Genomic DNA, 23723 nt, shown 5'->3' on the forward strand with positions numbered 1-23723 from the left:
CGCACGTCTGGCAAAGGATGCTGATGCCCGAAATCACCCGCGACGAGGTCGCGCACCTGGCCGACCTGGCCCGGATCGACCTCTCCGACGCCGAGCTCGACCACCTGGCGCCCCAGCTGAGCGTCATCTTGGAGTCGGTGGCCTCGATCAGCGAGGTGGCCGACGCCGATGTGCCGCCGACCTCGCACGCGCTCCCGCTGACCAACGTCTTCCGCGAGGACGTCGTCGTCCCCGGCCTCACCGCCGAGCAGGCGCTCGCGGGAGCCCCGGAGTCGGAGCAGCAGCGCTTCTCCGTGCCGAGGATCCTGGGGGACGAGCAGTGAGCGCCGAGAGCATCGACTGGACCCGGCGCACGGCGGCCGAGATGGCCGACGCGCTGGCCGCCGGCGAGGTGACCAGCGTCGAGCTGACCCAGGCCCACCTCGACCGGATCGCCGAGGTCGACGGCCCCGCCGACGGCAGCGACAAGCAGGGCGTGCACGCGTTCCTCCACGTCGACGCGGAGGGCGCCCTGACCCAGGCGCGCGCCTCCGACGAGCGTCGCGCGGCCGGGGAGCCGCGCGGCGTCCTGGACGGCGTCCCGATCGCCGTCAAGGACGTGCTGACCACCGTCGGCCTGCCCACCACCTGCGGATCGAAGATCCTCGAGGGCTGGGTGCCGCCCTACGACGCCACCGTGGTGCGCAAGCTGCGCGAGGCCGGCCTGCCGATCCTCGGCAAGACCAACATGGACGAGTTCGCCATGGGCTCCTCCACCGAGCACTCCGCCTACGGCCCCACCCGCAACCCGTGGGACCTCGACCGGATCCCGGGCGGCTCCGGTGGCGGCTCCGCCGCCGCGGTGGCCGCCTTCGAGGCGCCGCTGGCGCTGGGCACCGACACCGGCGGCTCCATCCGGCAGCCGGGTGCGGTCACCGGGACGGTCGGCGTCAAGCCGACCTACGGCGGGGTCTCCCGCTACGGCCTGGTGGCACTCGCCAACTCGCTCGACCAGGTCGGCCCCGTCACCCGGACGGTGCTCGACTCGGCGCTGCTGCACGAGGTGATCGCCGGCCACGACCCGCTCGACAGCACCTCGATCCCCGAGTCGATGCCGTCGTTCGTCGAGGCGGCCCGGGCCGGGGCCGGCAAGGACCTGACCGGGCTCAAGGTCGGCGTCATCACCGAGCTGCGCGGTGAGGGCTGGCAGCCCGGCGTGATGGCGCGCTTCGAGGAGACCGTCGAGACGATGGTCGCGGCCGGCGCCGAGGTGGTGGAGGTCTCCTGCCCGCACTTCGTGCACGCGCTGGCCGCCTACTACCTGATCCTGCCTGCCGAGGCGTCGAGCAACCTCGCGAAGTTCGACGCGATGCGCTACGGGCTGCGGGTGCTGCCCGAGGGCGTCGAGGCGCCCAGTGCCGAGGAGGTCATGCGGGCCACCCGGGACGCCGGCTTCGGCGACGAGGTCAAGCGCCGGATCATCCTGGGCACCTACGCGCTGTCCAGCGGCTACTACGACGCCTACTACGGCCAGGCACAGAAGGTGCGGACCCTGATCAGCCGCGACTTCGAGGCGGCGTTCGAGAAGGTCGACGTGCTGGTCAGCCCGACGGCGCCCACCACGGCGTTCAAGCTCGGCGAGAAGCTCGACGACCCGCTCGCGATGTACCTCAACGACCTCGCCACCATCCCGGCCAACCTGGCCGGCACGCCCGGCATCTCGGTGCCGTGCGGCCTGGCCGACGAGGACGGCCTCCCGGTCGGACTGCAGGTGCTGGCACCGGCCCTCGCCGACGACCGGCTCTACCGGGTCGGCGCCGCGGTCGAGGCCCTGCTGCAGGAGAAGTGGGGTGGTGCGGTCCTCGACCGCGCGCCCGAGCTGAAGGGAGCCCGTCAGTGAGCACCAGGACCGCCGAGCTGCTCTCCTTCGAGGAGACGCTGGAGAAGTACGACCCCGCGCTGGGCCTCGAGGTCCACGTCGAGCTCAGCACGCTGACCAAGATGTTCTGCGGCTGCCCCACCGAGTTCGGTGCCGAGCCCAACACCCAGGTCTGCCCGACCTGTCTGGGCCTGCCGGGTGCTATGCCGGTGGTCAACCGCAAGGCGGTGGAGAGCGCGATCCGGATCGGGCTGGCGCTCAACTGCGAGATCGCCGAGTGGTGCCGCTTCGCCCGGAAGAACTACTTCTACCCGGACATGCCGAAGAACTTCCAGACCTCGCAGTACGACGAGCCGATCGCCTTCGACGGCTGGATGGACGTCCAGGTCGAGGGTGCGGACGGCGAGCCGGAGACGTTCCGGGTCGAGATCGAGCGAGCCCACATGGAGGAGGACACCGGCAAGACCCTCCACGTCGGTGGTGCCACCGGCCGGATCCACGGCGCGGACTACTCGCTCGTCGACTACAACCGGGCGGGCATCCCGCTGATCGAGATCGTCACCCGGCCCATCCAGGGCGCGGGGGAGCGGGCTCCGGAGATCGCCAAGGCGTACGTCGCCCAGCTGCGCGAGCTGATCGTCGCCCTCGACGTCTCGGACGCACGGATGGACCAGGGCTCGATCCGGGCCGACGTCAACCTCTCGCTGGCTCCCAAGGGCTCCGGGGTGCTCGGCACCCGCACCGAGACCAAGAACGTGAACTCGCTGCGCTCGGTCGAGCGTGCGGTCCGCTACGAGATGCGGCGGCACGCCGCCGTGCTGCAGTCGGGGGCCTCGATCCTGCAGGAGACGCGCCACTGGCACGAGGACACCGGCATCACCACCAGCGGCCGGGAGAAGTCCGACGCCGAGGACTACCGCTACTTCCCCGAGCCCGACCTGGTGCCGGTGGCCCCGTCGCGGGAGTGGGTGGAGGAGCTCCGCGGCACGCTCCCGGAGAACCCGACCCAGAAGCGGGCCCGGCTGCAGGCCGACTGGGGCTTCTCCGACCTGGAGATGCGCGACACCGTCGGCGCCGGGGCGCTGCTGCTGATCGAGGAGACCGTCGCCGCCGGCACCGCCCCGCAGGCGGCGCGCAAGTGGTGGCTCGGTGAGATGGCCCGGCGGGCCAACGAGACCGGCACCGAGATCGACGCGCTGGGGGTCACCCCGCAGCAGGTCGCGGCGGTGCAGGCGCTCGTGGACGCCGGCACGCTCAACGACAAGCTGGCGCGCCAGGTCTTCGACGGCCTGCTGGCCGGCGAGGGCACGCCGGAGCAGATCGTGGAGGCCCGCGGCCTCGCGATCGTCTCCGACGAGGGCGCCCTGTCGACCGCCGTCGACAACGCCATCGCGGCCAACCCGGACGTGGCCGACAAGATCCGCGACGGCAAGGTGGCCGCCGCCGGTGCGCTCATCGGTGCGGTGATGAAGGAGATGCGCGGGCAGGCCGACGCCGGCCGGGTGCGCGAGCTGATCCTGGAGAAGCTGGCCTGATCGGCTGTCCCGGACCCCTTCGGCGGGGACCGGGAGGCCGGGCTACAGTGGGTGCGTCGCGGCGGCCGTCGCGACGCACCCACGCTCACAGCTGGGGGAAGCCGGTCCAAGTCCGGCGCTGACCCGCAACCGTAGGCACGGTCCGACCGTGCGAGCCGGAACACCCACTGTGCTGCGTCCGAACATTCGCTGTCGAGGAACGCAGCGGTTCGATCCCCGCAGGGGACCGTCCCGCTCAGCAGCGGGAAGGACCACCCTCATGCTCCGTCACCACCCCCGACGTCGCCGTCTCTCCGCGGCCGGCGCCACGCTCGCCCTGGTCTGTGCGGCCGCCACCGCCTGTGCGCAGGAGGAGGGCAGCCGCGCCGACACCGGTGCCGAGGCCAGCGTCTCCGACGCCCCGCGGCCGGCCGAGCTGGCCGCCACCTGGCTGCTGGCCAAGCGGAACGCCGACGGACTGCTGGAGAACACCACCTCGTGGGAGGGCAAGACCTCCACGTCGGTGGACGTGGGCTCCAGCATCGATCTCGTGCTCGGGCTCTCGGCCACCGGGCTGCACGACGAGGAGGCCGCGGAGACCACGGACGCGGTCGCCGAGACCCTGGAGACCTACGTCGGCGCCGGCCGCGAGCTCTACTCGGGCCCCTCCGCGAAGGCGCTGCTCCTCGCGGTCGACCAGGATCGCGACCCGGCCGACTTCGGCGGGGTCGACCTCCAGGCCCGGGTCGAGGGCGCGGTGACCCCCAAGGGCGTCAACGCCGGCCGGCTCCGCGATCGCTCCGAGTACGGTGACTACGCCAACGCGATCGGCCAGTCCTACGCCGCGGCCGCCCTGACCCGGATCGGCAGCGAGAAGGCCGACGAGGTCACCGACTTCCTGCTCCTGCAGCAGTGCGAGCAGGGCTTCTTCCGCCTCGACTTCTCCGACCCCGGAGCCCGCGACCAGTCGTGCGCGGGTGACCAGGTGACCCCCGACCAGGCCCCGGACACCACTGCCCTCGTCGTGCTCCAGCTGGCGTCCCTCTCCGAGGAGGGGGAGCCCGAGCCCGCGGTGACGGAGGCGCTCGATCAGGCGACGACGTGGCTGCTCGAGCAGCAGGGTGAGGACGGCTCCTTCGCCGACCCGCAGAACGGCGTCAACGCCAACTCCTCGGGCCTGGCCGGGTGGGCGCTGGCCGAGCTCGGCGAGGACGACGCTGCGCGGCGGGCGGCCGCCTGGCTGCGGGGGCTGCAGGTGGTCGACGCCGACGGGGAGCTGGCGGATGAGACCGGCGCGGTGGCCTTCGACGAGTCGAGCCTCGCCGAGGCCCGGACCTACGGTCTCGACGACCCGCTCGACCGCTCGCCCTGGGTGATCGCCGGGGTGCAGGCCCTTCCGGTGCTGGCCGCGGCGGAGGGTGACGGGGAGGACCGGTGAGCGTGCGGTCCCTGGGGGCCGCCGCGCTGGCGGCCGTCGGCGTCGCGCTCGCGGGCGCGGGGCTGGGGCTCTCAGCCGCCGGTCCGGCGGTCGCGGTGCCCGCTCCGTGTCCGCCCGAGGGCGTGACCGTCGTGGTCGACTTCGGCGCGCTGGTCGAAGCCGGGGACGGTGTCCGCACCGGGTGCGACCGCGCAGTCGCCGACGAGCGGGCCGCCACCAGCATCCAGGACGCGGGCTTCACCCTCGACCACGCCACCCGGGATCCCGGCTTCATCTGCCGGGTCGACGGGCTCCCGGCGTCCGACCCCTGTGTCAACGCGGCGCCGGCCGACGCCTACTGGAGCGTGTGGTGGGCCGACGGACAGGCCGACGGACAGGCCGACGGACAGGCCGACGGACAGGGGGGTGACTGGGTCTACTCGAGCCGTGGCGCGGGCACCCTGCGCACCCCGGCGGGCGGTCACCTCGCCCTGGTCTGGCACCAGGGCGACGGGGAGGCCCGGCCACCGGCGGTCGCGCCGGAGGCGACGGAGCCCTCGGTCGGTGGCGACGTGCTGCCCGCGGAGCCCGCCACCGACGAGTCGTTGCCGCTCTGGGTGCCGGCCGGTCTCCTGGCGGTCCTGGTCGGCGCGGGGCTGCTGCTCTCGCTGAGGCGCAGGAACGGGTGAGCCGGATGAGCGCGGTGGTGGATCGGACGAGCAGGCGGGGGCGGGTCTCCCGTGAGCTCCATCCGGTGGCCTGGTGGGTGTGGGCCGCCGGCCTGGCCGCAGCAGCCTCGGCCACCACCAACCCGTGGCTGCTGGCCCTGCTCGCCGCGGTCGCCTGGGTGGTGGTGCAGGCCTGCCGGGGGGACGGCACCTGGGCCCGTGCCTTCCGGCTCTACCTGTGGCTGGCCGGCATCACCGTCGCGGTGCGGGTCCTCTTCCGGGTGCTGCTCGGCGGCGTCGAGGGCGGCACCGTCCTGGTCCGCCTGCCGCAGGTGGAGCTGCCGGAGTGGACCACCGGGATCCGGCTGCTCGGACCGGTGACCCGGGAGGCCGTCCTGGCAGGCCTCTACGACGGGATGCAGCTGGCGTGCATCCTGCTCGCGTTCGGCGCCGCCAACGCGCTCGCCAACCCCAAGCGGCTGCTGAAGTCCCTGCCCCCGGCCCTCTACGAGATCGGCACGGCACTCGTGGTGGCGGTCTCCGTCCTGCCTCAGCTGGCGGACAGTGCGCGCCGGGTGAAGCACGCCCAGGAGCTGCGGGGCGGCACGCCGCGGGGTCGAGCGCGTCGGATCCGCGGGCTGCGCCGCCTCCTGGTCCCGGTCCTCGAGGACGCCTTCGAGCGCTCGATGGCGCTGGCCGCCGGGATGGACGCCCGTGGCTACGGCCGCACCGGGGAGGCCACCGCGGGCGAGCGCCGGCTCACCGGGGCGCTGATGCTCCTCGCGCTGCTGGGCACTGGCGTGGGGGTCTACGGCTTCCTGGACACCACGACACCGCGCTGGCTCGGCGTGCCGATGCTGGCGCTCGGTGCGGGCTGCGCCGCGCTGGCGCTGGCCAGCGCCGGGCGCCGGGTGGGCCGGACCCGCTACCGCCCCGACAGGTGGCAGCCCGAGGAGGTCCTGGTCGCCGTCAGCGGGCTCACCGCCGGCGCGGGGCTCTGGTGGGTCGCGCGCGTCTCACCCGGGATCGCCCACCCCGGTGTCGCCGGTGCGCCGGCCCTCGACCTGGCCGCCCTGCTGGTCCCCCTGGCGGCGCTGCTGCCGGTGCTGGTCGCGCCCCCGGCGCCCACCGTCGCCACCCGCCGGGCGCTCCCCGCCAGGGAGAGCGCCACGCGTGTCCCGGCGTTCTCCGGACAGGAGGCAGCCCGATGATCGAGCTGCGCGACATCCGGTTCGCCTACCCCGGCCGCGAGGTGCTGGCCGGCATCGACCTCACCGTCGAGGAGGGCGAGCTGGTGCTGCTGGCCGGGTCGACCGGCGTCGGGAAGTCCACGCTGCTGGGCGTGCTCGCCGGGCTGGTGCCGGAGCACACCGGGGGGATCCTGCGCGGCGACGTGCTCCTCGACGGCACCAGCATCGTCGAGCAGCCGGCCCGGGAGCGGGCGGCGGACATCGGCTACGTGGGGCAGAACCCGGCGGCCTGGTTCGTCACCGACACCGTCGAGGAGGAGCTGGCCTACGGGATGGAGCAGCTCGGGCTGCCGGCGGCCACGATGCGCCGTCGGGTCGAGGAGACCCTCGACCTGCTCGGCATCGCCGAGCTGCGCCACCGCGACCTGCGGACCCTCTCGGGCGGGGAGCAGCAGCGGGTGGCCATCGGCTCGGTGCTGACCATGCATCCGCGCCTGCTGGTCCTGGACGAGCCGACCTCGGCGCTGGACCCCAACGCGGCCGAGGAGGTCCTGGCGATCGTGACGCGCCTGGTGCACGACCTCGGGCTCTCCGTCGTGGTCGCCGAGCACCGACTCGAGCGCGTGGTGCCGTTCGCCGACCGGGTGGTGCTCCTGCACGGCGACGGCACCGTCCTCGTCGACGTCCCCGACGTGGTGATGGCCCACTCGCCGGTCGCCCCGCCCCTGGTCGAGCTCGGCCGCGCGGCCGGCTGGTCGCCGCTGCCCCTCAACGTGCGGGACGCCCGCCGCCGGGCGGGCGGCCTGCGAGCCAGGGTCGCCGGGCACCCGCCGGCCGAGGCGAGCAGCGCGCCGGAGACGGCGCCGGTGCTGAGCGCCCGCGGTGTCGTGGTCACCCAGGGCGGCGACGCCGTGCTCCGCGGCGTCGACCTGCGGCTGGCTCGCGGGCGCGTGACCGCGCTGATGGGGCGCAACGGAGCCGGCAAGTCCACCCTGTTGTGGACGCTCCAGGGACGGCTGCGGCGGAGCTCGGGAGAGGTCCGGGTGGCCGGTCAGGACCCCCACACGCTGTCGGGCGCCGAGCGTCGCCGCCACACCGGGATGGTGCCGCAGACCGCGGCCGACCTGCTCTACCTCGAGTCGGTGGGCGAGGAGTGCGCCGACGCGGACGCCGACGCGGGGGAGCCCGGCCGCTGCCGCGCCATCCTGGACCGGCTCGCGCCGGGGATCGACGACGAAACCCATCCCCGTGACCTCTCCGAGGGACAGCGACTCGCCCTGGCGGTCGCGGTGGTGCTCGCGGCGCGGCCTCCGGTGCTCCTCCTCGACGAGCCGACCCGGGGGCTCGACTACCCGGGCAAGCGCGCGCTGGCCTCGCTGCTGCGCGAGCTGTGCGACGAGGGCCACGCCGTCCTGGTGGCCACCCACGACGTGGAGTTCGTGGCGGGGGTGGCCGACTCCGTCGTGGTGCTGGCCGAGGGGGAGGTGGTCTCCGAGGGCCCGACCCTGCAGGTGGTGGTCGAGTCGCCGTCGTTCGCGCCCCAGGTGCACAAGATCCTGGGCTCCCCGTGGCTGCGCGTCGACCAGGTGACCGCGGCGCTGGCCGCGGCAGGGGCGTCATGACGACCCGGGGAGCCGGGAACCTCGCCGAGGCCCCCACGACCGCGGTACGCGTCGGACCCCGCAGTGCGATGGTGCTGGTGCTGGTCTCGGCGCTCGGGCTGATGATGCTCGGCTGGCCGTTCCTGCTCGACGTGCCGGACGGCACGCGGGTGGACCCGCCCTTCCTCTTCCTGGCACTCCTGCCGCTGCTGCTGGTCATGGTGCTCGCCGAGATGACGGAGGGCGGCATGGACGCCCGGGTGCTCGCGGTGCTGGGCCTGCTGTCGGCGATCAACGGGGTGATCCGCGGGCTGGGTGCCGGGGTGGCCGGGCTGGAGCTGGTCTTCTTCCTGCTGATCCTGGGCGGCCGGGTCTTCGGGCCCGCCTTCGGGTTCATCCTCGGCGCGACCTCGCTCTTCGTCTCCGCCCTCTTCACCGCCGGCGTCGGCCCCTGGCTGCCCTTCCAGATGCTCGTCGCGGGGTGGGTCGGGATGGGCGCCGGGCTGCTGCCGCGTCGGGTGCGCGGGCGGAAGGAGATCGCGCTCCTGGTCGTCTACGGGGTCCTGGCCGCCTACCTCTACGGCGCGTTGATGAACCTGTGGGGCTGGCCCTTCATGCTCGGCGTCACGGTGCCGGGCTACGAGGCGACCGAGCTCTCCTACGCGACCGGCGCGCCGCTGACGGAGAACCTGAAGCGGTTCGGCCTCTACACCCTGGTGACGTCGACCGGCGGCTGGGACACCGGGCGGGCGATCACCAACGCGGTGGCCCTGGTGGTCCTCGGCCCGTCCGTCCTGACGACCCTGCGGCGGGTCGCCCGGCGCGCGGTGGTGGTGCGGGTCAGCGCGACAGCGTGACCCGCAGGATGCGGTCGTCGTCGGCCGCCGGCTCACCGCGGCCGTCGCGGTTCGAGGTGGTCATCCAGAGGCTGCCGTCCGGGGCGGCGGCCACCGACCGCACCCGGCCGTACTCCCCGACGAAGTGCGCGCGCGGCTTCGCGACGCCGTCCGGGGTGACGGGGATCTGCCAGAGCCGGGCGCCCCTCAGGGCCCCGAGCCACAGCGAGCCGTCGGCGAAGGCGAGGCCGGAGGGGGAGGCCTCGTCGGTCGACCACACCGCACGCGGGTCGGTCAGGCCCTTCGCGGAGGCGCCGGGGTTGTCCTGCGCGCGGCCCTCGACCCGCGGCCACCCGTAGTTGCCGCCAGCCTCGATGAGGTTCAGCTCGTCCCAGGTGCTCTCCCCGAACTCGCTGGCCCACAGGCGGTCCTCGTCGTCGAAGGCGAGCCCCTGGACGTTGCGGTGGCCCCACGACCAGACCGGCGACTCCGGGTCGGGGTTGCCCGGCGCCGGGTCCCCCTCGGGGGTGATCCGCAGGATCTTGCCGGCCAGCGAGGACCGGTCCTGGGCGAGCTCGGGCTGCCCGATCTCGCCGGTGGAGACGTAGAGGTAGCCGTCGGGTCCGAAGAGCAGCCGCCCGCCGTCGTGGATCGCGGCCCGGGGGATGCCGGTGAGCACGGGGCGCGGCGCGCCGAGCCGCTCGCCGTCCAGCTCGGCGCGCACGACCCGGTTGTCCTCGGCGGCGGTGAGGTAGAAGTAGAGGGCCCGGTCCTGCGCGAAGTCGGGGGAGGCGGCGACGCCCAGCAGGCCGCCCTCGGCGCCGGGCGCGGCGTCCTGCAGCCGGCCCAGCTCGCGGGTGCGCCACCCGTCGTCGCCCTCGGTCAGGTGGAGCACCCGGGCGCTGTCGCGCTCGGTGACGACGGCCGAGCCGTCGGGCAGGAAGGCCAGCCCCCAGGGCACCTCCAGCCCGGTGGCGATGGTGCCGGCGACCTCGGGTCGCGCCGGTCCCGCAGCTTCCCCGCCCGACGGCGACGGGGCGGGCTCGGTGGTCGCGGGGGAGGACGGCTCCGTCGACCTGGTGGGCGAGGGGCTCGACGACCGCTCGGACGAGGGGTCGGACCCGTCGCTGCCGCACCCGGCCGTGGCGGCCAGGACGAGCAGGGCGACGAGGCCGGCCGCCCGCCCGGTGACCGGGGTGCTGCGCTGCATGCGTCCTCCAGGGCCTGGGGAAAGGACGCCAGCCTACTGACCGGTGGTCGAGGACGCCTGCGCCCAACCGCTCGGCCGACCTCACGGGTTCAGTGCGGCTAGGGCTGCACCAGCCCGGGCTCGACCTCCGGCACGCGCTGGGCCGACCGGGTCGCCCCGGCGCTGGCGGCCACCACGCAGACGATGGCGAGCCACTGCAGCGGGGTCAGCCGCTCGCCCAGGACGAGCAGCGCGGCCAGGGCGGCGGCGGCGGGCTCCACGCTCATCAGGATCCCGAAGACCGAGGGGCGCATCGTGCGCAGGGCGACCATCTCGAGGCTGTAGGGGATCACCGAGCTGAGCAGGCCGATGAGGGCGCCCAGCGCGACGATCCGCGGGTCGAGCAGGCCGGACAGGTCGACCGCCAGCGCGAAGGGGCTCAGCAGCAGGGCCGCCCCGGCGCTGGCCACCGAGAGGCCGTCGAGCCCCTGCCAGCGGCGGCCGGTCTGGGCGCTGAGCAGGATGTAGGTCGCCCAGCAGGCGCCGGCCAGCAGCGCGAAGCCGACCCCGAGCGGGTCCAGGTCGGCGCGCTCCCACCCCAGGGCCACCACGCCGAGGGCGGCCAGCGCCACCCAGGCCAGGTCGCGGACGCGACGCGATCCCAGCAGCGCGACGCTCAGCGGCCCGATCAGCTCGATGGTCACCGCCACGCCGAGGGGCAGCCGCGCGAAGGACTGGTAGAACGCCCAGTTCATCAGCGCCAGCGTGAGCGCGAAGCCGGCCACCACCTGCCAGTCCTGCCGGGTGCGCCCGCGGAGCCGGGGCCGGGCGATCAGCAGCAGCATCACGGCGCTGCTCGCCAGGCGCAGCCAGACCAGGGCGGTGGGGTCCACCCGGTCGAAGAGCTCCTTGGCCACCGCGGCGCCGAGCTGCACCGAGGCGATCCCGCCCAGCACCAGCCAGACCGCCCGCCTCAACGCCGGCCCTGCTCGCCCGAGGGCAGCTCCAGCACGTCGCCCCGGCACGCCGCCTCGTCCGGCGACGGGGCGGGACCCGCGAGACCGTTCTCGCGCCGCAGCCGGTCGAGGGTGCGACGGGCGATCGCCAGCTCGCTCTCGAAGTGCGAGAGCCCCCACTCGGCCACGAGTGCCGGGTTGTGGAAGACCTCGCCCACCTCGTCGTGGCCCACCAGCGAGCGCCGCACGTCCTGGAGATCGGCCCGGGCCTCCTGCACCGCGACGACGTACTCCTCCAGCATCGTCACCAGGGTCGCCGGCTCGGTGAGGTGCCCGATCATCAGCCGCAGCGCCTGGGGGTGCTTGAAGACGGGCATCCCCACCGGCGCCTCGCGCATCCACCGCTCCATCGCCCGGCGCCCCTCGTCGGTGACGGCGTAGGTGGAGCCGCGTCCCTCGCCGGACTTGCGGACGAGTCCGGCCTCGCTGAGCCGGGCCAGCTCGGAGTAGACCTGGCTCATCGCCGGGGAGGTCCAGTAGAAGCGCATGGTGCTGTCGGCGCGCTGCTTGAGCTCGTAGCCGGTCAGCTCGTCCCCGAAGCTCAGCAGCCCGAGCAGCGCATAGGAAGTCACCGGGAAAAGGTCTTGCGCTGGAGGCATGAGGTGAGCGTACTCTTCCTAATTGGAATAATTCGAGGCGAGGGGCGGAACGTGAGCGAGAAGGCGATCGAGGCGATCGACCTGGTCAAGCACTTCGGGGAGACGGTGGCCGTGGACGGCGTGAGCTTCTCCGTCCCGACCGGAAGCGTCCTGGGGCTCCTGGGCCCCAACGGGGCGGGCAAGACGACCACGGTCCGGATGATGACGACCCTGACGAGGCCGACCAGCGGCACCGCCCGGGTGGCCGGCCACGACGTGGTGGGCGACCCGGCGGCGGTCCGTCGCTCGATGGGGCTGACCGGGCAGTCGGCGACCGTCGACGAGCTGCTGACCGGGCGGGAGAACCTGCGGCTGGTGGGCCAGCTCTACGGCCTGGACCGCCGGACCGTCAGGCGCATCTCCGACGACCTGCTTGAGCGGTTCTCCCTGTCGGAGGCGGGCAACCGGGTGGTGAAGACCTACTCCGGCGGCATGCGCCGCCGCCTCGACCTGGCGGTGAGCCTGGTCGCGACGCCTCCGGTGCTCTTCCTCGACGAGCCGACCACCGGGCTGGACCCGCGGAGCCGGGTCGAGCTGTGGGACGTGCTCCGCGAGCTGGTGCGCGACGGCACGACGCTGCTGCTCACCACGCAGTACCTGGAGGAGGCCGACCAGCTGGCCGACAACATCGTGGTCGTCGACCGCGGCGGGATCATCGCGGAGGGCACGCCGCTGCAGCTCAAGGACGCCTCGGGCAAGGCGGCCCTGGTGGTCACCGTCTCGGGCTCGGCGGACCTCGCCCGGGCGGCGGAGCTGATGCGGCGGGTGGTCAGCGAGGTGCACGTGGACGAGCCCGCCCGCCGCCTCACCGCCCCCGCCCAGGGGCTGGGCGACATCACCGCGGTGGCGGAGGTCTTCGCCAGCAGCGGCATCGAGCTCGACGACCTGGGGCTGCAGCGTCCCAGCCTGGACGACGTCTTCCTCCACCTGACCGGCAGACGGGCCGAGGAGCAGGACGACGAGGACGCCGACGGCGCCTCCCACCTGGAAGGGGCACCCGCATGACCACCGAGACGGTCCGGTCCTCGAGCGGCGCGCTGGAGCGCCCGCGCATCCGGCAGACCAACCTGCTCCAGCAGTCGCTGGCGATCACGCGCCGCAACCTGATCCACATCAAGCGCATGCCCGAGATGCTGATGGACGTCACCGTGCAGCCGGTGATGTTCGTCCTGCTCTTCGCCTACGTCTTCGGCGGGGCGATCGCGGTGCAGGGCGCGGCGTCCGGCTACCGCGAGTGGCTGCTCGGCGGGATCATGGCGCAGACCATCGCGTTCGCCTCGTTCATCGTCGCCGTCGGCCTGACCGCCGACATCGACAAGGGCATCGTCGACCGGATGCGGTCGCTGCCGATCCACCCCTCGGCGGTGCTGGTGGGGCGCAGCTTCTCCAGCCTCATCCACTCCGGCATCGGCATCGCGGTGATGTCGCTGACCGGGCTGATCGTGGGCTGGCGGATCCGCGGCTCGTTCCTCGACGCCGTCCTGGCCTACGCCCTGCTGCTGCTGTGGGGGTTCGCGATGATCTGGCTCGGCATCCTGGTCGGCTCGGCGATGCGCTCCGTGGAGGCGGTCAACGGGGTCATGTTCACCACGATCTTCCCGATCACCTTCCTCTCCAACGCCTTCGCGCCGACCGAGCCCATGGGCGACTTCCTGCGGACGATCGCGGAGTGGAACCCGATCTCGTCGCTGGTGCAGGCGGTGCGCGAGCTGTGGGGCAACACCGGACCGGCGCCCGCCGAGGCGGCGCTGCCCCTGCAGCACCCGGTGCTGGCGACGCTGCTGTGGACGCTGGCGCTGACGGCCGTCCTGGCGCCGCTCTCGCTGCGCGCCTTCCGGCGCCGCACCCAGGACTGACGGCAGACTGCCGGCACGCACGAGGAGGGAGAGGACATGACGGGGACCAGGACGCTGCTGCTGGTGGGCACGCGGAAGGGACTGTGGATCGGCAGCTCGGACGAGGAGCGCCGCACGTGGGCGTGGACGGGGCCGCACTTCGCGATGGAGGAGGTCTACTCGGTGATGCTCGACGCCCGGGGCGAGGTGCCCAGGGTGCTGGCGGGCTGCTCGTCGAGCTGGTTCGGGCCCCAGGTGCGGTGGAGCGAGGACCTCGGGGAGACCTGGCAGGAGACACCCAACGGAGCCATCCGCTTCCCCGAGGAGACCGGCGCCGCCCTCGCCCGGGTCTGGCAGCTGGTGCCCGGGGTCGAGGACGGCGTGGTGTGGGCCGGCACCGAGCCGGGAGCGGTCTTCCGCTCCGAGGACGGCGGCGAGCACTTCGAGCTCGTGCGCGGGCTCTGGGACCACCCGCACCGGCCCGAGTGGGACGAGGGCTTCGGCGGGCAGGCGTTCCACACGATCCTCCCGCACCCGACGGACCCGGCCTCGGTGCTGGCCGCCCTCTCCACCGGCGGCGCCTACCGGACCTCGGACGGCGGCGCGACCTGGCAGCCGGTCAACAAGGGCATCAAGGCCGAGTTCATGCCGGGGGAGCGGTTCTACCCCGAGTTCGGCCAGTGCGTGCACAAGGTGGCCCGCGACCCGGTCGACCCCGACCGCCTCTTCCTGCAGAACCACGGTGGCGTCTACCGGTCCGACGACGGCGGGGACAGCTGGCAGGACATCGCCCCCGGGCTGCCCTCGGAGTTCGGCTTCGCGATGGTCACCCACCCCAGGAAGCCGTCGACGGCCTTCACCTTCCCGATCGCGGACGCCGGCGCCCGCTGGCCGGTGGACGGCAAGGCGCGGGTCTGCCGGACCGACGACGGCGGGGCCACCTGGCAGCAGCTGGGGGAGGGCACCCTGCCGGACGCCTACTACGCCGCGGTGATGCGCGACGCGATGTGCGCCGACACCCTGGACCCGGTGGGCCTCTACTTCGGCGGGCGCAACGGCGCCGTCTGGGCCTCGGCGGACGAGGGCCGGACGTGGGCGGAGGTCCACAAGGACCTGCCCGACGTGCTGGTGGTCCGCGCCGCGGTGCTGCCGGCGCCCTGAGGCCTCAGCCTCGTGCGCGTCGCGCGAGGGTCAGGTAGGCGAGCGGGCCGACCGGCTGCACGAGCAGGGCGGGGAACCACAGGGCCTTCGGGCCGCGGAGCTCGGCACCCGGGCGTCCCTTCAGGTCCTTCAACGCCCACAGGGTCAGCGCCACCTCGGCTGCGCCCACGACGGTCACGACGGCCTGCTGCGACGGGCTCAGGTCGGCCCAGGACTTCTTCGCCATGCAGCCACCCTAGTTGCGCCGCCGTACCGGGCGCGGGACGGGCGGTGAGTGAGGCGGTGCGTCCGGCTGAGACTGCCGGGGGGACCGGTGGCGGCGAGTCGTAGCCTTGCCTCATGACCGCGTCCGACCAGAGCCAGCAGCCCGACATCAAGCCCCGCTCGCGGGACGTCACCGACGGTCTGGAGCGGGCCGCGGCCCGCGGCATGCTGCGCGCGGTGGGCATGGGCGACGACGACTTCGCCAAGCCCCAGATCGGGGTGGCGAGCAGCTGGAACGAGATCACCCCCTGCAACCTCTCCCTCGACCGGCTGGCCAAGGCGGTCAAGAACGGCGTGCACGCCGCGGGTGGCTTCCCGCTGGAGTTCGGCACCATCTCCGTCTCCGACGGCATCTCGATGGGCCACGAGGGGATGCACTTCTCGCTGGTCAGCCGCGAGGTCATCGCCGACTCGGTGGAGACCGTGATGATGGCCGAGCGGCTCGACGGGTCGGTGCTGCTGGCCGGTTGCGACAAGTCGCTGCCGGGCATGCTGATGGCCGCCGCGCGGCTCGACCTCGCCAGCGTCTTCCTCTACGCGGGCTCCACGATGCCCGGTCAGGTCGACGGCGAGGACGTGACCATCATCGACGCCTTCGAGGCCGTCGGCGCCTGCCTGGCGGGCAAGATCACCCGCGACGAGGTCGACCGGATCGAGCGGGCCATCTGTCCCGGCGAAGGGGCCTGCGGCGGCATGTACACCGCCAACACGATGGCGAGCGTCGCCGAGGCCCTGGGCATGAGCCTGCCCGGCAGTGCGGCGCCGCCGGCCGTCGACCGACGGCGTGACGGCTTCGCCCACCGGTCCGGCCAGGCCGTGGTGGAGATGCTGCGCCACGGCATCACCGCGCGCCAGATCATGACCAAGCCCGCCTTCGAGAACGCCATCGCGGTCGTGATGGCGCTGGGCGGCTCGACCAACGCGGTGCTCCACCTGCTGGCGATCGCCCGCGAGGCCGACGTCGACCTGACCCTCGACGACTTCAACCGGATCGGCTCCAAGGTGCCCCACATCGGCGACCTCAAGCCGTTCGGCCGGTTCGTGATGACCGACGTCGACAAGATCGGCGGCATCCCGGTCGTGATGAAGGCGCTGCTCGACGCCGGCCTGATGCACGGCGACACCCTGACCGTCACCGGCCGCACGATGGCCGAGAACCTGGAGGCGCTGGCGCCCCAGGGGCTGGACGGCGAGGTGCTGCGCGCCTTCGAGAAGCCGATGCACGCCACCGGCGGCATCACGGTCCTCAAGGGCTCGCTGGCTCCCGAGGGTGCGGTGGTCAAGAGCGCGGGCTTCGACGACACCACCTTCACCGGCACGGCCCGGGTCTTCGACGGCGAGCGGGCCGCGCTCGACGCGCTGGCCGAGGGCCGGATCCAGCCGCGCGACGTGGTGGTGATCCGCTACGAGGGACCCAAGGGCGGCCCCGGCATGCGGGAGATGCTGGCCATCACCGGAGCGATCAAGGGCGCCGGGCTGGGCAAGGACGTCCTGCTCATCACCGACGGCCGCTTCTCCGGCGGCACGACCGGTCTCTGCGTCGGCCACATCGCCCCCGAGGCGGCGGACGGCGGCCCGATCGCCTTCGTCCGCGACGGCGACCCGATCACCCTCGACGTCGCCAACGCGCTGCTCGAGGTGGAGATCGACGACCTCGAGGCCCGCAAGGTCGGCTGGGAGCCCAACCCCCCGAAGTACACCCGCGGCGTGCTCGGCAAGTACGCCAAGGTCGTGCAGTCGGCCGCGCACGGCGCGGTCACCAGCTGAGGAGGCGACCGGCGTGGGCAAGGTCTACCCCGGGATCGACGGGCGCCTGCGGGCGTTCGTCGAGGCCCAGCCGGTCTTCTTCGTGGCCACCGCTCCCTCGGGGGACGCCGGGCACGTCAACGTCTCGCCGAAGGGCCTGGCCGGCACGTTCGCGGTCGTCGACGAGCACACCGTCGCCTACCTGGACCTGACCGCGAGCGGCGCGGAGACCATCGCCCACGTCCGCCAGAACGGACGGATCACCCTGATGTTCTGCTCGTTCGAGCGGGCACCCAACGTGGTCCGGCTGCACGGCCGGGGCCGGGTCGTCAGCTCCTACGACGACGACTTCGCGGCGTGGGCGGCGCGTTTCGACCCGAACCCGCACGCGCGGGCGGTGATCGTGGTGGACGTCGAGCGGGTCAGCGACTCCTGCGGCTACGCACTGCCGCTGATGAGCCTGGACGAGGAGCGGGACCTCCTCACCCCGAACATGGACCGCCGCGGGGCGGAGGGGGTCGTCGCTTACCGGCGAGGCAAGAACACCGTCAGCATCGACGGTCTGCCTGCCTTCGACGACGACCCCGCGCCGTAGGGGGCTGTGCCCGGGGTCAGCGGAGCTTGGCGGCCTTCGAGGTGGCACCGGGGATCGGCAGCCCGGCACCGAACGAGAAGACACCGCCGCCGGCGAACGCCACCCTGACCTTCGAGCCACGCTTGGCCTTCAGCTTGAAGGTTGCGGTGCCGTCCGCGCCGGTGGTCGCCGACTTGAGGTTCTTCCACTTCTTGCCGGCCTGGCGCTGGAGGGTCACCTTGCCGCCGCTCACCGGGCTCCACTCGCCACCGGCGCTGGCCGAGACCGCGGTGGTGACGGCGGACTTGCCCTTCTTGGCCTTCTTCACCTTGATCGTGGCCCGGGTGGTGACCTCCTGGACGAGGTCGAAGCCGAAGCCGGTCACGGGGAGGTACCCGCTGATGCTGCCGTCGGTGTCGACGGCGCGCACCTCGGCGGTGACGGTGTAGCGCCCGGTCGGGATCCCGATGTCGCAGAACTGGAAGGTGGCGGTGCCGGTGAGCGGGTCGCCGAGGACGCTGTCGATCAGCTTGTAGGCGCCTCGGCCGCCCTGGGGGTCGGTGGCCGTGATGCCCAGTGACCACGACTTGTTGGTCGCGGGCACCGTGACCGTGTAGGGGATCTGGTAGTCCACGCACTGGCCCTTGGGCATCACCGCGATCTGGTCCCCGGTGATGGTCGCGACCGGGTCGACGGCCGCGGACGCCGGGGCGGCGGGGTTGACGAGCGTGCTGAGCAGCGCGGAGGCGGCGGTCAGGGCCGCGAGCCGGACGATCTTCTTCACCTGGAGGTCTCCGAGTTCTGGTGTGGCCCCCGGCCGGCGACCGCACCGTGGGCATGGGTGCGGAGCTGGACAGCGCCCCCGCACCCGCCAAGGTGCCAGAGCGCGAGGCGTCGACGAGGCCGGTCCCACTCCGCGGTCGTGGCGACGCCATGTTCACCCCAATGTGTCGTGGGACGCTATGTTCACCCCATGTATCGGGGGAGTCGCACGACAGGGGCCATGCTCGCGCTCACGTTGGCGGGAGGCCTGTTCGCGCTGCTGCCGGCCGGGCTCTCGGCCGCCTCGGGACCGGCCGCGCCGGTCGCCGTGGCCTCGAGCCGCGTCCAGTCACAGGCCCAGTCACAGTCACAGGCCCAGGCCCAGTCCCAGGCCCAGTCCCAGGCCCAGTCCCAGGCGGCCACCCCCGCCGCGGACGAGCCGGCCGGGCGGGACGTGTCATCGCTGCCGGGGGGCGGCAGGAAGATCTTCTCGCGCAACCGCTTCCTGGTCGCCTACTACGGCACGGCCGGCACCGGCGTCCTCGGCGTGCTGGGGGAGACCGAGCCCGACACCGCGCACCGGCGCCTGGTGCGCGCCGCCCGCCCGTTCAAGCTCAAGGGCGAGCGGGTGCAGCCCGTCTACGAGCTGATCGCGACGGTCGCCGACGCGGTCCCCGGCTCCGACGGGGACTACAACCACGACATCCCCCGGGAACGGGTGCAGACCTTCATCGACGCCGCCGAGCGGAACAAGGCGCTGCTGGTGCTCGACATCCAGCCGGGGCAGGCCGACTTCCTCACGGTGGCGAAGCGGTGGCAGTGGGCGCTCGAGCACCCCTGGGTCGGTCTCGCGCTCGACCCCGAGTGGCGGATGGAGCCCGGGCAGGTGCCGGGGCAGGTCATCGGCTCGGTCCGCGCCAAGGAGGTCAACGAGGTCTCCGCCTGGCTCGACGCCCTCGCGGCCGAGCGCGGGCTCCCGCAGAAGGTCTTCATGCTCCACCAGTTCCGCGACTCGATGGTCTCGCGGATCAAGAAGGTCCGGGACCGCGCCAACCTGGCCCTGGTGCAGCACATCGACGGGTTCGGCACCCCGGCGCAGAAGCTGGCGACCTACCGCGCGGTGGCCCGGCCCAAGCAGTTCCAGATGGGGTTCAAGCTCTTCTACGACGAGGACGTGCCGCGGATGAAGGCGCGCGCCGTCCGCCGGATCCGTCCCGAGGTCCGGTTCGTCAGCTTCCAGTAGGAGTACGGTGCCCGGATGAGCACGGCGCGACTGCGCGGCACCGACCTGAGCGGGACGGTCCACCCCGTCCTGCGCGACCACCACGTGCACCTCGGGCTGCTGGAGCCGACCGACCTCGAGCCCGGAGCGATCGGTGCCGTGGTCGACCTGGGCTGGTCCCCGGAGATCGTCGCCCTGGCCGAGGCCTGTCCGGTGCGCGTGCACCACGCGGGCCAGTTCCTCACCGCGCCCGACGGCTACCCCAGCGACCGGCCCTGGGCGCCCCGGGGCAGCGTCCGCGCCCTGTCGCACCCCCGGGAGGCGGAGGCAGCGGTCGCGGAGCAGCGGGCGCTCGGCGCGAGCGTGGTCAAGGTGACGCTCAACCGGCTGGCCGGGCCGGTGCTCGACCTGGCCACCTGCGAGGCCGTGGTGGCGGCGGCGGGCCAGACACCGGTGGTCGCCCACGTCGAAGGGCCCGGGATGGTCGAGCTGGCCCTGGCGGCCGGGATCGACGTGCTGGCCCACACCCCGTGGACCGAGCTGCTGGACCGCGCCGTGGTCGAGGAGTGCGTGGCCGCCGACATGACCTGGATCAGCACCCTCGACATCCACGGGCGGGGGACGTCGACGCCGGAGCAGCGCACCGCGTGCGCCAACCTGGCGGCCTTCCACGCCGCCGGTGGCCGGGTCCTCTACGGCACCGACCTCGGCAACGGCCCCCTTCCGGTCGGCCTCAACCTGCGCGAGGTGGCGCTGCTGCGCGAGGTCGGCCTCGACGACGCGACGCTGCTGGCCGCCCTGACCGACGGGTGGCCCGGCCCCCTCGGGCGCGACCTGGTCACCTTCCTCCCCGGCTCCCCGGAGGACGACCTGCTCACCCGGCTGCCGGGAGCGCTCGCCGTACCCTCCTCGGAGACCGAGTCGCTCTGACGCCCGTCCCCAGGAGCCCCGCCGTGCCCGACCTCGACCCGCGCCCGCGGGACGCCGCCGACCCCCTCGCCGCGCTCCGGTCCCGCTTCGTGGGGGCCGGGTCCCCGCTGGTCTACTTCGACGGCAACTCCCTCGGGCGACCCCTGGAGGCGACCGCCGACCGGCTGGCCGCCTTCGTCCGCGAGGAGTGGGGTGGCCGCCTCATCCGGGGCTGGGACGAGGGCTGGCTGGCGCTGCCCACCGACCTGGGGGACCGCCTCGGCAGGGTCGTGCTCGGTGCGGCGCCGGGGCAGGTCGCGGTGGGCGATTCCACGACCGTCTGGCTCTACAAGCTGCTCCGCGCCGCCGTGGACGCCCAGCTGCGCCGCGACCCGGCCCGCACCGAGATCGTGGTGGACAGCGACAACTTCCCCACCGACCGCTACGTCGCCGAGGGGATCGCCGCCGAACGCGGCTGCACCGTGCGCTGGGTCGAGGTGGACCCCTCCGCGGGGGTCACCGCCGAGCTGCTCGGGGCGGCGTTGGGGGAGCGGACCAACACGGTGGTCCTCAGTCACGTGGCCTACCGCTCCGCGCACCTGGCCGACGTCGAGCAGCTGACGCGCCTGGTCCACACCGTCGGCGCCCTGGTGCTCGTCGACCTCTGCCACTCGGCGGGGGCGGTGCCGGTGGAGCTCGACGCCTGGCAGGTGGACCTCGCCGTGGGGTGCACCTACAAGTACCTCGACGGGGGGCCGGGGTCGCCGGCCTTCGGCTACGTCGCCGCTCGCCACCACGGCGCGCTCCGCCAGCCGATCCAGGGGTGGATGGGTCACGCCGACCCGTTCGCGATGGGACCGGGCTACCGCCCGGCCGAGGGGATCCGCGGCTTCGTCTCCGGCACCCCGCCCATCCTCGGGATGCTGGCGGTCCAGGACATGGTCGACCTGCTCGAGGAGACCGGGATCGAGGCGGTCCGGCGCAAGTCGGTGGCCCTGACCGAGTACGCCGTGGCGCTGGCCGAGGCGTGGCTGGCCCCGCTCGGCGTCCGGCTGGGCTCGCCCCGCGACCCCGGACAGCGCGGCGGGCACGTCACGCTGCTGCACCCCGCCATGCGCGAGGTCACCGCACGGCTGTGGCAACAGGACGTGCTCCCCGACTACCGCGACCCCGACGGGCTGCGGATCGGGCTCTCCCCGCTCTCCACCAGCTTCGAGGAGGTCCACCGGGGGATCGCCGAGGTGCGCTCCCTGCTGGGCTGAACCCGTTTGCGGCGTCGCGGTGCGGACCGCTTGGATGGGGCGATGATCCGCTTCCCCGCCCCGCTCCGCCCCGGTGACCGCATCGGCGTCACCAGCCCCTCCAGCGGCGTGCCCACCCCGTTGCGCCCGCGCCTGGACGTCGCGCTCGGCTGGCTCCGCGACCGTGGCTACGAGGTCGAGGTGGGCGAGTGCCTGGACGGGGACGCGGGCCACGTGAGCGCCCGGGTGGAGAAGCGAGCCGACGAGCTCAACCGGATGCTCCTCGACCCGGCGATCCGGGCGATCGTGCCGCCGTGGGGCGGCGAGACCGCGATCGACCTCGTCGACCGGCTCGACTGGGTCGCGCTCGCCGACGCCGAGCCGACCTGGGTGGTCGGCTTCAGCGACATCTCCACGCTCCTGGTGCCGCTCACCACTCGCCTCGGCTGGGCGACCCTGCACGGGTCGAACCTGATGGACACCCCCTACGAGCCGCCGGCCGGGCTCGCGCACTGGACCGCGCTGGCCTCGGCCACCGGCCCGGTGACCCAGCGGGCGTCCGGGGTCTACCGGACCACCGGCTTCGACGACTGGGAGAACGACCCCACGCCCACGGCGTACCAGCTCGACGGCAGCGGGACCTGGGAGGTCGTGGGGGGAGGTGGGCTCGACGTCACCGGGCGACTGGTCGGCGGCTGCATCGAGACCGTCGCCAACCTGGCCGGGACGCCGTACGGCGACGTGGCGGCCTTCGCCCGCGAGCACGCCGACGAAGGGCTGGTCGTCTACGTCGAGGCCTCCGACGACCCGGCGCTGGAGATCTGCCGCAACCTGCACGGGCTGCGCCTCGCCGGCTGGTTCGACCACGCCAACGCGATCCTGGTGGGCCGGACCGGGGCGCCGGCCTCCGGCGACTTCACCCAGCGCGACGCCGTCCTCGACGCCCTCGGAGGGCTCGACCTGCCGATCGTGCTCGACGTGGAGTGCGGGCACGTGCCGCCCTACCTGCCACTGGTCAACGGGGCGCTGGCCCGCGTCACGGTGGCGGGGGCGCAGCGGGAGATCACCCAGGAGCTGGCCTGAGCCGACCTTGACCGGGCTCAGCGCCGCCGGTCGCGCGGGTCCGTCCCGTCGGGCAGCGGCTGGGCGAGGAGCTCGCGCGCCCGCCACTTCCGCGCGGCCACCCCCACCAGGGTGCGCAGGGTGGTCAGCCGGCCGCCCGTGAGCTCCTGGGCCCGGGACAGGCCGTAGGCGCGTCCGGCCCGGTTGTTGGCCTCGTCGACCCCGGAGTCCGCGAGGTCGGCCGACCCGTGCTCCTGGGCGTCGCCCACCGCGCGGGCCAGCGGCTCGCCGTGACGGGCAGCCAGGTAGGCCTGCCAGCTGAAGTGGCGTACCGCGTTCTGCTGTCGCCAGCCTCCGCTCCGGGTGGACAGCAGGAGTGCCACCAGTGCGGCGAGCACCACGTCCAGGGCGTCGGCCCGGCCGGCCCCCGCGGCGCGGGCCGCCCGCCACAGGCGTGGCGCGCCGGTTCCGAGGAGTCTCAGGGCGTTGCGGAGCTTGGGCAGCGGCATCCGCCGAGTCTGGCAGAGTGGCGGGCGTGGACCAGCGCCTGAGCTTCGTCACCCTCGCCGTGGCCGACGTCTCGGCGAGCCGGCGCTTCTACGCCGACGGGCTGGGCTGGGAGGCCGACCTCGACGTGCCGGGGGAGGTGGTGATGTTCCGGGTGGCCGCCAAGGTCGTCCTCTCGCTGTGGGACAGCACCGCGTTCGAGGCCGAGACCGGGACCCGGGTCGCCACCGGAGTGGTGCCCCCGATCACGCTGGCGCACAACGTGACGACCCGGGCCGAGGTCGACCGGGTGCTGGAGCAGGCGCGGGCGGCCGGTGCGTCGCTGGTGGCGCAGGCCCAGGAGCGGGCGTGGGGCGGCTACTCGGGCTACTTCGCCGACCCCGACGGCTTCCGCTGGGAGGTCGCCTTCAACCCGGGGCCGATGGGGGTGTCGGTCCTGCCGTGAGCGACCCGCGCCACATTCTGGGACGGCCGTACCATATAGTGGGACGCGTGGCACACTCGCTTGACGTC

The 23723-nt window shown here is 73.7% G+C and carries 24 protein-coding genes and 1 riboswitch; of the genes, 18 read left to right on the forward strand and 6 right to left on the reverse strand.

Features of this window, described 5'->3' with window-relative positions; genetic code table 11:
• Positions 1 to 23: 23 nt before the first annotated feature.
• From gatC to AC4BG9_RS04015, 8 genes are all read left to right on the forward strand, one after another.
• Positions 24 to 323 (forward strand): Asp-tRNA(Asn)/Glu-tRNA(Gln) amidotransferase subunit GatC, encoded by a 300-nt coding sequence (gene gatC / locus AC4BG9_RS03980; RefSeq protein WP_490569781.1) that lies wholly within the window; start codon positions 24 to 26, stop codon positions 321 to 323.
• A gap of 41 nt (positions 324 to 364) precedes the next feature.
• Positions 365 to 1879, forward strand: coding sequence for an Asp-tRNA(Asn)/Glu-tRNA(Gln) amidotransferase subunit GatA (gene gatA / locus AC4BG9_RS03985; RefSeq protein WP_490570214.1), 1515 nt, complete (start codon positions 365 to 367; stop codon positions 1877 to 1879).
• A complete protein-coding gene (gatB, locus tag AC4BG9_RS03990) occupies positions 1876 to 3393 on the forward strand; it encodes an Asp-tRNA(Asn)/Glu-tRNA(Gln) amidotransferase subunit GatB (RefSeq protein ID WP_490569782.1) in 1518 nt (505 codons plus the stop codon). The genes gatA and gatB overlap by 4 nt, the downstream gene beginning before the upstream one ends.
• 42 nt (positions 3394 to 3435) lie before the next feature.
• Positions 3436 to 3579, forward strand: a riboswitch (cobalamin riboswitch).
• Between the two features lie 73 nt (positions 3580 to 3652).
• A complete protein-coding gene (locus AC4BG9_RS03995) occupies positions 3653 to 4810 on the forward strand; it encodes a hypothetical protein (protein WP_490569783.1) in 1158 nt (385 codons plus the stop codon).
• Positions 4807 to 5478, forward strand: coding sequence for a hypothetical protein (locus tag AC4BG9_RS04000; protein ID WP_490569784.1), 672 nt, complete (start codon positions 4807 to 4809; stop codon positions 5476 to 5478). The genes AC4BG9_RS03995 and AC4BG9_RS04000 overlap by 4 nt, the downstream gene beginning before the upstream one ends.
• A gap of 17 nt (positions 5479 to 5495) precedes the next feature.
• Positions 5496 to 6668: an energy-coupling factor transporter transmembrane component T gene (locus AC4BG9_RS04005; RefSeq protein ID WP_490569785.1), complete on the forward strand. Its 1173-nt coding sequence runs from the start codon at positions 5496 to 5498 to the stop codon at positions 6666 to 6668.
• The gene (locus AC4BG9_RS04010) at positions 6665 to 8269 is read left to right on the forward strand and encodes an ABC transporter ATP-binding protein (RefSeq protein ID WP_490569786.1); all 1605 of its coding nucleotides are present in this window, start codon (positions 6665 to 6667) and stop codon (positions 8267 to 8269) included. The genes AC4BG9_RS04005 and AC4BG9_RS04010 overlap by 4 nt, the downstream gene beginning before the upstream one ends.
• On the forward strand, positions 8266 to 9105 hold the full coding sequence (locus tag AC4BG9_RS04015; RefSeq protein WP_490569787.1) for an ECF transporter S component: 840 nt from the start codon (positions 8266 to 8268) through the stop codon (positions 9103 to 9105). The genes AC4BG9_RS04010 and AC4BG9_RS04015 overlap by 4 nt, the downstream gene beginning before the upstream one ends.
• Here the strand turns inward: AC4BG9_RS04015 and AC4BG9_RS04020 are convergent.
• The 3 genes from AC4BG9_RS04020 to AC4BG9_RS04030 all read right to left on the reverse strand — a co-directional run bounded on the left by AC4BG9_RS04020 (position 9089) and on the right by AC4BG9_RS04030 (position 11861).
• Complete coding sequence (locus tag AC4BG9_RS04020) at positions 9089 to 10294, reverse strand: PQQ-dependent sugar dehydrogenase (RefSeq protein ID WP_490569788.1); 1206 nt, start codon at positions 10292 to 10294, stop codon at positions 9089 to 9091. The genes AC4BG9_RS04015 and AC4BG9_RS04020 overlap by 17 nt on opposite strands.
• A 98-nt stretch (positions 10295 to 10392) precedes the next feature.
• The gene (locus AC4BG9_RS04025) at positions 10393 to 11250 is read right to left on the reverse strand and encodes an EamA family transporter (protein ID WP_490569789.1); all 858 of its coding nucleotides are present in this window, start codon (positions 11248 to 11250) and stop codon (positions 10393 to 10395) included.
• Positions 11247 to 11861, reverse strand: coding sequence for a PadR family transcriptional regulator (locus AC4BG9_RS04030; protein ID WP_490569790.1), 615 nt, complete (start codon positions 11859 to 11861; stop codon positions 11247 to 11249). Before AC4BG9_RS04030 ends, AC4BG9_RS04025 begins: the two co-directional genes overlap by 4 nt.
• A gap of 78 nt (positions 11862 to 11939) precedes the next feature.
• Here AC4BG9_RS04030 and AC4BG9_RS04035 point away from each other — a divergent pair, with 78 nt between their 5' ends.
• The 3 genes from AC4BG9_RS04035 to AC4BG9_RS04045 are packed head-to-tail and all read left to right on the forward strand — an operon-like array spanning position 11940 to position 14923.
• Positions 11940 to 12932: an ATP-binding cassette domain-containing protein gene (locus AC4BG9_RS04035; protein ID WP_490569791.1), complete on the forward strand. Its 993-nt coding sequence runs from the start codon at positions 11940 to 11942 to the stop codon at positions 12930 to 12932.
• Positions 12929 to 13783, forward strand: coding sequence for an ABC transporter permease (locus tag AC4BG9_RS04040; protein WP_490569792.1), 855 nt, complete (start codon positions 12929 to 12931; stop codon positions 13781 to 13783). Before AC4BG9_RS04035 ends, AC4BG9_RS04040 begins: the two co-directional genes overlap by 4 nt.
• A 36-nt stretch (positions 13784 to 13819) precedes the next feature.
• A complete protein-coding gene (locus AC4BG9_RS04045; RefSeq protein ID WP_490569793.1) occupies positions 13820 to 14923 on the forward strand; it encodes a WD40/YVTN/BNR-like repeat-containing protein in 1104 nt (367 codons plus the stop codon).
• A 4-nt stretch (positions 14924 to 14927) separates the two neighbouring features.
• Here AC4BG9_RS04045 and AC4BG9_RS04050 read toward each other — a convergent pair whose 3' ends face one another.
• The gene (locus tag AC4BG9_RS04050; protein ID WP_490569794.1) at positions 14928 to 15149 is read right to left on the reverse strand and encodes a hypothetical protein; all 222 of its coding nucleotides are present in this window, start codon (positions 15147 to 15149) and stop codon (positions 14928 to 14930) included.
• A 113-nt stretch (positions 15150 to 15262) separates the two neighbouring features.
• On the opposite strand from AC4BG9_RS04050, the gene ilvD reads away from it, so the two are divergent.
• Both ilvD and AC4BG9_RS04060 read left to right on the forward strand, forming a co-directional pair.
• Positions 15263 to 16954 (forward strand): dihydroxy-acid dehydratase, encoded by a 1692-nt coding sequence (ilvD, locus tag AC4BG9_RS04055; RefSeq protein WP_490569795.1) that lies wholly within the window; start codon positions 15263 to 15265, stop codon positions 16952 to 16954.
• A gap of 13 nt (positions 16955 to 16967) precedes the next feature.
• Positions 16968 to 17528 (forward strand): pyridoxamine 5'-phosphate oxidase family protein, encoded by a 561-nt coding sequence (locus AC4BG9_RS04060; RefSeq protein WP_490569796.1) that lies wholly within the window; start codon positions 16968 to 16970, stop codon positions 17526 to 17528.
• Positions 17529 to 17544: 16 nt separating this feature from the next.
• On the opposite strand, the gene AC4BG9_RS04065 is transcribed toward AC4BG9_RS04060, so the two are convergent.
• Complete coding sequence (locus AC4BG9_RS04065; protein WP_490569797.1) at positions 17545 to 18291, reverse strand: hypothetical protein; 747 nt, start codon at positions 18289 to 18291, stop codon at positions 17545 to 17547.
• 219 nt (positions 18292 to 18510) lie between these two features.
• Here AC4BG9_RS04065 and AC4BG9_RS04070 point away from each other — a divergent pair, with 219 nt between their 5' ends.
• From AC4BG9_RS04070 to AC4BG9_RS04085, 4 genes are read left to right on the forward strand one after another with little or no spacing between them, the layout of a single operon-like run.
• Entirely contained in the window at positions 18511 to 19512 is a 1002-nt protein-coding gene (locus AC4BG9_RS04070) for a hypothetical protein (protein WP_490569798.1), read from the forward strand.
• Between the two features lie 15 nt (positions 19513 to 19527).
• Positions 19528 to 20421 (forward strand): amidohydrolase family protein, encoded by an 894-nt coding sequence (locus AC4BG9_RS04075; RefSeq protein WP_490569799.1) that lies wholly within the window; start codon positions 19528 to 19530, stop codon positions 20419 to 20421.
• Positions 20422 to 20444: 23 nt separating this feature from the next.
• Positions 20445 to 21662, forward strand: coding sequence for a kynureninase (locus AC4BG9_RS04080; protein ID WP_490569800.1), 1218 nt, complete (start codon positions 20445 to 20447; stop codon positions 21660 to 21662).
• A gap of 42 nt (positions 21663 to 21704) precedes the next feature.
• Positions 21705 to 22724 (forward strand): S66 family peptidase, encoded by a 1020-nt coding sequence (locus AC4BG9_RS04085; protein WP_490569801.1) that lies wholly within the window; start codon positions 21705 to 21707, stop codon positions 22722 to 22724.
• Between the two features lie 17 nt (positions 22725 to 22741).
• On the opposite strand, the gene AC4BG9_RS04090 is transcribed toward AC4BG9_RS04085, so the two are convergent.
• The gene (locus AC4BG9_RS04090; RefSeq protein ID WP_490569802.1) at positions 22742 to 23212 is read right to left on the reverse strand and encodes a hypothetical protein; all 471 of its coding nucleotides are present in this window, start codon (positions 23210 to 23212) and stop codon (positions 22742 to 22744) included.
• 26 nt (positions 23213 to 23238) lie between these two features.
• Here AC4BG9_RS04090 and AC4BG9_RS04095 point away from each other — a divergent pair, with 26 nt between their 5' ends.
• A complete protein-coding gene (locus tag AC4BG9_RS04095; RefSeq protein ID WP_490569803.1) occupies positions 23239 to 23655 on the forward strand; it encodes a VOC family protein in 417 nt (138 codons plus the stop codon).
• Positions 23656 to 23723 lie beyond the last annotated feature (68 nt).

Source organism: Nocardioides sp. Z40_12 (genome assembly GCF_058215795.1).

Coding starts and splice junctions, on each gene's coding strand:
- gatC (WP_490569781.1), top strand. CDS start 24: ATGCCCGAAATCACCCGCGACGAGGTCGCGCACCTGGCCGACCTGGCC.
- gatA (WP_490570214.1), top strand. CDS start 365: ATGGCCGACGCGCTGGCCGCCGGCGAGGTGACCAGCGTCGAGCTGACC.
- AC4BG9_RS03995 (WP_490569783.1), top strand. CDS start 3,653: ATGCTCCGTCACCACCCCCGACGTCGCCGTCTCTCCGCGGCCGGCGCC.
- AC4BG9_RS04010 (WP_490569786.1), top strand. CDS start 6,665: ATGATCGAGCTGCGCGACATCCGGTTCGCCTACCCCGGCCGCGAGGTG.
- AC4BG9_RS04015 (WP_490569787.1), top strand. CDS start 8,266: ATGACGACCCGGGGAGCCGGGAACCTCGCCGAGGCCCCCACGACCGCG.
- AC4BG9_RS04020 (WP_490569788.1), bottom strand. CDS start 10,294: ATGCAGCGCAGCACCCCGGTCACCGGGCGGGCGGCCGGCCTCGTCGCC.
- AC4BG9_RS04040 (WP_490569792.1), top strand. CDS start 12,929: ATGACCACCGAGACGGTCCGGTCCTCGAGCGGCGCGCTGGAGCGCCCG.
- AC4BG9_RS04045 (WP_490569793.1), top strand. CDS start 13,820: ATGACGGGGACCAGGACGCTGCTGCTGGTGGGCACGCGGAAGGGACTG.
- AC4BG9_RS04050 (WP_490569794.1), bottom strand. CDS start 15,149: ATGGCGAAGAAGTCCTGGGCCGACCTGAGCCCGTCGCAGCAGGCCGTC.
- ilvD (WP_490569795.1), top strand. CDS start 15,263: ATGACCGCGTCCGACCAGAGCCAGCAGCCCGACATCAAGCCCCGCTCG.
- AC4BG9_RS04070 (WP_490569798.1), top strand. CDS start 18,511: ATGCTCGCGCTCACGTTGGCGGGAGGCCTGTTCGCGCTGCTGCCGGCC.
- AC4BG9_RS04075 (WP_490569799.1), top strand. CDS start 19,528: ATGAGCACGGCGCGACTGCGCGGCACCGACCTGAGCGGGACGGTCCAC.
- AC4BG9_RS04085 (WP_490569801.1), top strand. CDS start 21,705: ATGATCCGCTTCCCCGCCCCGCTCCGCCCCGGTGACCGCATCGGCGTC.
- AC4BG9_RS04090 (WP_490569802.1), bottom strand. CDS start 23,212: ATGCCGCTGCCCAAGCTCCGCAACGCCCTGAGACTCCTCGGAACCGGC.